The organism is Thermodesulfatator atlanticus DSM 21156 (assembly GCF_000421585.1).
Classification (GTDB): domain Bacteria; phylum Desulfobacterota; class Thermodesulfobacteria; order Thermodesulfobacteriales; family Thermodesulfatatoraceae; genus Thermodesulfatator; species Thermodesulfatator atlanticus.
Genome location: NZ_ATXH01000045.1, coordinates 1 through 6,073 on the forward strand (window position 1 = coordinate 1; position 6,073 = coordinate 6,073).

The following is a 6,073-nucleotide window of genomic DNA, read 5'->3' on the forward strand; positions in this document are numbered from 1 at the left end:
ATATTTTTCAGAGGGCTTGGTAATAGGCACGGAGAAGTTTGTAAAAGAGGCGCTTGCCGCGCTAAGGGAGAAGCTTGGGCTTAAGCGCAGGCGGCGCAAAAATGCGATACCAATTCAGCAAGCAAAAATATCGGCTTACTAAGATTTACCAGTCTCTAGGTTTAGCCAGGATCTCGCGCACCTTTAAGCTGAACATTTTGTTTGAGGGCATGGCTTTGATAATGGCTACGGTGTCTGCGCCGCGTGCGGTCCCAGCTACGGTTATAACGTCCTCTGGAGGCACAAGCCCAGCATCACAAGCCATTAGAGCTATCTCTACGCATACCTTTATCCCCTGCCCAAAAAGACGCAAGGTATTGGCTATTAAGTCTTGCTGAGAATATTGTTGTAGCTCACGAATAGCGGTGCCTATGCTTCGCAGCACCATGGTACCAGTATAAACTTTTGCCCCCAAGGATTCGATTTTTGCCCGTGTTTCAGGGGACATTTCTAATTTGCCGGGTTCCCGAAAACCAACGTTGTGCGTAACAACGATTAAATTCGCCCCCTTACCTTTAAAAAGCTCTGCCGCTTTAAGGCCTGTATCTCCAAAGGTAGAAGCAACAATAACGTGCTTGATACTCCTTTTTTCAAAGGCATCATAGGCAATTTTTAATGCCTGATCAGTATTTTCACGGCCTGCTTTTTCGAAATAAATAGCCAACCTATACTCCTACAAAATTTTTATTGTAGAGGCGATAATAAGGAATTACCGCCAAAACAATAAGACAGTCAAGCTCAATTTTGAATCCTAAAAGATATTCTCCAAAACGAACCTTCCAATATTTGCTTCCCGGACCGCGCACAGGCTTGGCATACAAATGAGGCCTAACAGCAAGTTTTTCTTTAATAAAGTTGATAAGAGCCTCTTTAAAACCGGGATTTAAAGCAGGAAAGTCTTTCTCAAGAACATCCTGGCTAATTTTGACTTTAAATGTCTTTTGAGTCATGGCGGGAATCTTGAACCCCCTTTCTGTCTTCCATTTTGGCCTCGCGATAGCTCAAATGTTTCATAAAAAGTAGGTCTTCTTCTATCTCAAGAGACTCTCGCAAAAGCTCACAGACCATAGACGACATCGATACTCCTTTAATTTCTGCAAGTTTGCGAACCCTATTGAAAAGCTCTGGCTCAAGCACAATGCAAAGACGAGGATGTTTCGTTGGCATCAAGCCCCTCCTTATTTTAAAGTTCAACATCTATTCGTCATTTTATAAAAAATAATTAAATCCTTCAAAAGGTATTCACAAGTGACGAACCAGATACGCTAATTTTTGCTTTTTTTATACGCAAACCTAGTGATTTGACAAGAATAATTAAACATTAATTAGTCAAAAATTTACAGGTTCATCACTTATAAAAACCAAAAATTAACATGTTTGTTACACAAAAAAGATTTAAGTTTTTTAAAATACGTTCGATAAAGAAATTGCCTATAATTAAAAAAACTAAGAAAAGTTCAGCAAAAAATAATAAAAGCGGGAGGGAAAATGCAGAAAGTGATGAACCTTAAGATTAAACACCTTTTATTCTTGATTTCAGGAATAGTTTTTGTATTATGGGGAATAAGTATTGGTATTGAAGCTTTTTTCTTTCATGAAGAAAAATCAAGAATAATTAGACAACTATTCTTCTTGGGAAGTGCTCTTCTTATGGGTGGTGGATTTGCTTTTCTGGTAGGTACTCGCTTAGAAAAAGAAGCAGAAAAGCTTGTCAAAATAATGCAAAAAGTCGCTGAAAAGGATTTTACTGAGCGAGCGGAAGTAATCGAGAACAGCAATAATGAGATTCACATTCTAGCCTATCATTTTAACCGCACTTTAGAAAATGCCACTGGCGTGCTAAAAGAAATCAAAAAAGGAATCGAGCAAATTGCTGCAAGCTCAACTGAATTCTCAGCCATTGCCGAACAAGTTGCCCAACACTCCTCAGAAACCTTTAAAGATATTAAACGCCTCACCCATTACACTGAAGAATTAAACGAGCAGCTAAATCTCGCCACCAGAAGCATTCAGGAGCTAAGTGCAGCTATTTCAGAAATTTCGCAAAATACCGCCCAAACTACTACAGAAACCCAGGAAACGAGTTACCAGGCCCAAACCAACAGCGACATTATCGAAAGCCTGTTGGCAGAGATCGAACATATTAAAAACGCCGCAGACATTATCCAGAATATTGCGGACCAAACCAATCTACTGGCACTAAACGCCACCATTGAAGCAGCAAGGGCTGGTGAAGCAGGAAAAGGCTTTGCCGTAGTAGCAGGAGAAATCAAAGAGCTCTCAAGACAGACCGCTCAATCCACAGATCAGATCAGAACCTGGGTGGAAAATCTTGTAGAAAAGGGCATGAAACTCAAAGAAACAAGCGTAAACCTGCTTACCACCATGGAAAAGACTGTTGAGCGCGCAGGAAGCATAGCTTCAGCCATTGAAGAACAAACCGCCGTAACCCAGGAAATCACCCATAACACCGATAGCATTGCAGAAGAGTTGCTCAATATAAACGACATGAATAAAAGCCTTAAAGACAGAACCGAAGAAGCGGAAAGTTCGATAGCTGGCATTAAACAGGCCGCCGAAGATATGAATAAACTTGCTATTACTTTAAAAGAAATGGCTGACAAGTATCGAATTTGAAAAAATCAAGCGGGAGGGGTCCTTATTAAACAAAAATCGCTTATGGCGAGCCAAAGGCCACTATAAGCGATGACTCTTTAGATGAGGAAACTTTCTTAATCATAACCGAGGGAATAAAAAGGATGAGAGAAGAACATAATAACGAAAAACTATTAAAAAGTTTACTAGAAACAAGAAAAGTAGCAGAAAAACATAATAAAATAGAAGAGGCCACCGAAGAAATTTTAAAATTAATTGAAAAAACGCTAAATATAGATTTAATTTTTTGCATAATTTATGACAAGAATGAAGAAAAAATTTACAGCAACAGAGACCTTAAAAAAGAAAATCTAGATATAGTTCAAAAACACAAGCCAATACTAAAACAAGAAAAAATAGCATACATAGAAAATAAAATAGAAAATCTAGAGTTAAACGACTTAATCCTCATACCACTTTTTGATAAAAAAGTTTTTCTAGGAGTATTTGGTCTGGGGAGGAAAAACGCAAAGCAAAAATGGAGTGAAGGAGAAAAACTATATTTTGCAAACATAGCAAATATTTTAAGTCAATTGATAAATAAAGAAAAAGAAAAACAAAAAATAATAGACGAATGCGAAGGTATATCAAAAAAAGTTATCCATGACGTAAGAAGTATTTTACAAATGATTTCTTTATCAGCAGAGCAAGGAATCATTAGAAAAGAAAGAAAAAACGAATATTTTGAACGTATAATCGCAACCTCTCTAAGAGGAGAGGAAATAACGAAAGACTATCTATCAATTAACAAACAAAAAATTAAAACAATTCTTAATTGCGATATAAAAGAGATCTTAGAAAGAATTACGAATTCGTTAAAGAAAACCGCAGGTGACGACCTCGCTTTAGAAATATTTTTGGAAGAAGATTTACCAAAAATTAAAGGAAATAGCTTTAGTATAGAACAAATTATAAGAAATATTTTGAATAATGCTTATCAAGCCATTAAAGGTAAGGGTTACATCAGAATTTCAGCTAAAAAAGAAAATGAAAATGTAGTTGTTACTGTGATAGATTCTGGGCCCGGAATACCACAAGAATTAAGAGAAAAAATTTTTGAACCACATTTCAGCACTAAAGAAGGCAGCACTGGCCTTGGATTAAGCTTTGTTAAAAAAGAAATTGAAAGTCTTGGTGGAAGTATTGAGCTCATCCAAAAGCCAAATTGCGGTGCAAAATTTGTGTTGACTTTTCCTATTGCTGAAAAAAATTTTAAATTGCGTATAGCAACTATTTTTTTAGTTGAAGACGAAGACCTAATAAGAAACTTTATTGAAGAGTTACTAAAACAAAATGGCTACAAAGTAATTGCTGCGGAGAACTTCCGCGATGCCCTGGCCATGATATCCTCCTTCGAAGAACTAGATTACCTAATTACTGACATTAATTTACCAGATGGTAAGGGGACCAAAATTGCCCGTCTTTTGAAAGAAAAATTTCCTCGTTTAAAGATAATCTTTATTACCGGCCAAAGAGAAGGAGTACTTCCCTCGTTTGAAGACGCACACGTATTAACCAAACCCTTCCATTCAAAAGAACTTCTGGCTTTATTGTCATAACTTATCTTTTTAACGAATAAATTCACTAATTTTCAGTTAAACTCTTAAGGCCAAGTGCAAAATGTTCAGCTTCATCCCGCGCCTTCTTTTCGGCTTCTTTATACCGCAGTAGGGCAACGCATGCGTTGCCCTACATTCTGTTAATCTCTCCACCACTTACTACTAGCCACTTCCAAAGGTAGTCTCCTGGATGATACACCGCGGAAGAATCGTCCTTTACCTTGTTAGCCAGAAATTAGGATACGGAGAAAATAAGACAGCAACACTTAACAATAGTATAAAAATCATTAAAAGTAGGTAAAAATAGACACATGCGGCATGGTAAAGGGGTAAAGCTTATGAATTTTGTAAGAGTTTATGGAATAGTTGCGTGTCTGGCCTTAATCATAAGTGAAATTCTGCTTTTTTCCGGGAACGAATTTATCGGCAAATGGTTTTACGCCTTTGCCTGGTGGCCCTATATCTTTTTTGTAGATTGGCTTGTTAAACGCAAAACCAAGCGCTCGCTTATTTTTGACCGCCCAAAAGAGTTTCTGGCCTTGATTCCCTGGTCAGTTTTTATCTGGCTTGTCTTTGAGTGGTTTAATTTTTATCTCAAGAATTGGCACTACGTAAACATTATTCCTGAGCTTTGGCAGCGCTGGTTTGGTTATTTTATCTGTTTTGGCACGGTTTTACCTGGGATTTTTATCACATACGAGTTCATCCTGGCCTACGGCCTTATAAAGGAAGCCAAAGCCCCTGACCTTAAAGACGCCCGTCTGGCTTACCCATGGTTTATACTTCTTGGCATATTATTCCTGGTCCTTCCAGTTGCTTATCCTCGCTATTTTTTTCCTTTGGTTTGGGGAAGCTTTATCTTTTTGCTTGAGCCGATAAACCACGCCCTTGGGGCTCCCTCTCTTTTGCGTGAATGGGAAAAAGGCTCTTTCAGAAAGTTTTACGCCTTATTGCTCGCCGGGCTTATTTGTGGCTTTTTATGGGAATTCTGGAACTTCTGGGCTATCAGCAAATGGATTTATACCGTGCCTTTTGTCGGAAAAATCAAACTTTTTGAAATGCCTGTTTTAGGATTTTTGGGTTTTCCACCTTTTGCCGTGGAATGCTACGTTATGATGAATTTTATTAACCTCTTCCGTGACGGGAAAAGCTGGGAATATGATGCGAGTAAACCAGCTATTTCCTTTCAAGTTCCTGCTTTCGTATTCGTTATCCTACATTTGGCTTTTTATGTTTTCATGTTCCACCAAATAGACCTTCATACCGTTAAAAGCTTTCTTCCCTAATTATTGGGAGCACATTTTATCCGACAAAGTGTTGTAGCCGGGCGACTGATACGCCCGCTCGATATCAACTACCCCGTCATCACTTCGGCGTGCTATAGCACACCGAAGTGATCTCATGGGATTGCTTCGTTTCGCTCGCAATGACCGCGAAGGCGTCATCGCGAGGAGCTCTGTCCCCTTTCTTTGTCATTGTATGGTTAACAACAGAAAGGATGATTAAATTCAGGAAGAAAAGTTGGTAGGGAGGGACTGGCTGGCTTGTCATGGAACGTTTGCCCTATGGCAAACTGTTCGATCGCGAGACTAGCCGTCCTTCCCTATGTTTGAACAGTATCCGGGACGTTTCCTTTTGCGGAAACTGTCCGTATACAAGGCTAAACCGGGAAGGGCCTCCCTACCAACATCGCTATTATAACACTTAGTGCCAAAAGGAGGAATCACTATGAAAGACTATTCCTTCCTTGGCGTTGATGTCGCCAAAGACACCTTAGTGATCTTTGACGGCAAAAAAGTCTATAAACTCCCAAATCAAAG

The 6,073-nt window shown here is 38.8% G+C and carries 6 protein-coding genes; 3 read left to right on the forward strand and 3 right to left on the reverse strand.

Features of this window, described 5'->3' with window-relative positions; genetic code table 11:
- Positions 1 to 145: 145 nt before the first annotated feature.
- The 3 genes from H528_RS0111700 to H528_RS13715 are packed head-to-tail and all read right to left on the reverse strand — an operon-like array spanning position 146 to position 1,206.
- Positions 146 to 703, reverse strand: coding sequence for a pyruvate kinase alpha/beta domain-containing protein (locus H528_RS0111700; protein WP_022854486.1), 558 nt, complete (start codon positions 701 to 703; stop codon positions 146 to 148).
- Between the two features lies 1 nt (position 704).
- Complete coding sequence (locus H528_RS0111705; protein ID WP_022854487.1) at positions 705 to 989, reverse strand: type II toxin-antitoxin system RelE family toxin; 285 nt, start codon at positions 987 to 989, stop codon at positions 705 to 707.
- On the reverse strand, positions 970 to 1,206 hold the full coding sequence (locus H528_RS13715) for a hypothetical protein (protein WP_022854488.1): 237 nt from the start codon (positions 1,204 to 1,206) through the stop codon (positions 970 to 972). Before H528_RS13715 ends, H528_RS0111705 begins: the two co-directional genes overlap by 20 nt.
- Before the next feature lie 321 nt (positions 1,207 to 1,527).
- On the opposite strand from H528_RS13715, the gene H528_RS0111720 reads away from it, so the two are divergent.
- The 3 genes from H528_RS0111720 (at position 1,528) to H528_RS0111730 (ending at position 5,539) form a co-directional block, all read left to right on the forward strand.
- Positions 1,528 to 2,676 (forward strand): methyl-accepting chemotaxis protein, encoded by a 1,149-nt coding sequence (locus H528_RS0111720; protein ID WP_022854489.1) that lies wholly within the window; start codon positions 1,528 to 1,530, stop codon positions 2,674 to 2,676.
- A gap of 122 nt (positions 2,677 to 2,798) precedes the next feature.
- Positions 2,799 to 4,253 (forward strand): ATP-binding protein, encoded by a 1,455-nt coding sequence (locus H528_RS0111725; RefSeq protein ID WP_022854490.1) that lies wholly within the window; start codon positions 2,799 to 2,801, stop codon positions 4,251 to 4,253.
- Positions 4,254 to 4,564: 311 nt separating this feature from the next.
- Positions 4,565 to 5,539, forward strand: a complete 975-nt coding sequence (locus H528_RS0111730; protein ID WP_157608253.1) for a hypothetical protein — start codon at positions 4,565 to 4,567, stop codon at positions 5,537 to 5,539.
- The last annotated feature ends 534 nt before the right edge of the window (positions 5,540 to 6,073 follow it).

What these genes read in the sequence shown, in the direction of transcription:
- H528_RS0111705 (WP_022854487.1), bottom strand. Translation starts at nt 989, where the DNA reads ATGACTCAAAAGACATTTAAAGTCAAAATTAGCCAGGATGTTCTTGAG.
- H528_RS13715 (WP_022854488.1), bottom strand. Translation starts at nt 1,206, where the DNA reads ATGCCAACGAAACATCCTCGTCTTTGCATTGTGCTTGAGCCAGAGCTT.
- H528_RS0111720 (WP_022854489.1), top strand. Translation starts at nt 1,528, where the DNA reads ATGCAGAAAGTGATGAACCTTAAGATTAAACACCTTTTATTCTTGATT.
- H528_RS0111725 (WP_022854490.1), top strand. Translation starts at nt 2,799, where the DNA reads ATGAGAGAAGAACATAATAACGAAAAACTATTAAAAAGTTTACTAGAA.
- H528_RS0111730 (WP_157608253.1), top strand. Translation starts at nt 4,565, where the DNA reads ATGCGGCATGGTAAAGGGGTAAAGCTTATGAATTTTGTAAGAGTTTAT.